At 55.5% G+C, this 704-nt stretch carries 1 protein-coding gene; it reads right to left on the bottom strand.

Translation table 11 applies throughout. The annotated features are described in order from the left end of the window. Positions 1 to 704: hypothetical protein (locus AC1D01_RS37415; protein WP_477874977.1), on the bottom strand; the 704-nt coding region annotated here is incomplete at both ends.

Below are 704 nucleotides of genomic sequence, written 5' to 3'. Positions count from 1 at the left end.
GGAACAGGTAGTCCGCGAGAATATGCAGAGATGCGGTGACTGAACCCGCGCTTCTGTATCCTTGGATATGCTCGCGGTGGTGCAGGAATGCCATGAGGCTTTCTGCCCAGCCCTGGTAAACGTTGCGGATGTCGACATGCTCGCGACCTGGATAGACAGGTACTCGCGTTCTCCAATCGATGGATTCAGGCCTAAGGGAAAGACGCTTGAAGTACGCTAACACTGCGTCGTGAGTCGAGGCGTGCCTTGTCGCAGCAATGAGCTCTGCGGTTAGGGCCGAGTGCGAGGTCCCCTTGGTCCTTCGAGGCGAAATGACCTTCGCCTTGTTCTTGTTATTTGTATCAAGGACAAAGGTCTCGAGTTCTCCTCGATTGATCGCGCTTCGAGCCGACCAGGCCGAGTATTCGACCAACTCAGCCAGAGTGAACGTTACGCGGTCAGGAAAGCTTTTGAKCAATTCTGCAGGAAGCTGGGACCATGGGAATTGGGAGCCGGCGATTGCATGAAGATGCAACCCCTTCGAATACTTCAGTTGAGCTAGGTGGAGCTTGGCGATGTCGTTGATGGAGACGTCTTCAACCCGGGACCAGTCGGTCGCAAAGACCAGCCTAGGGCCATAGAAGTAGAGCCTGTGGCCGCTCGCTTGTTGCAGACCCGTTGCCGACTTCGGGTCAATGCCGTGCAGCCATCGAATGATTTCGTGG

This window comes from Rhizobacter sp. P3_B12 (genome assembly GCF_056402895.1).
Note: the sequence above shows the minus strand (reverse complement) of the source record. Positions and strands in the feature narration are given on the sequence as shown.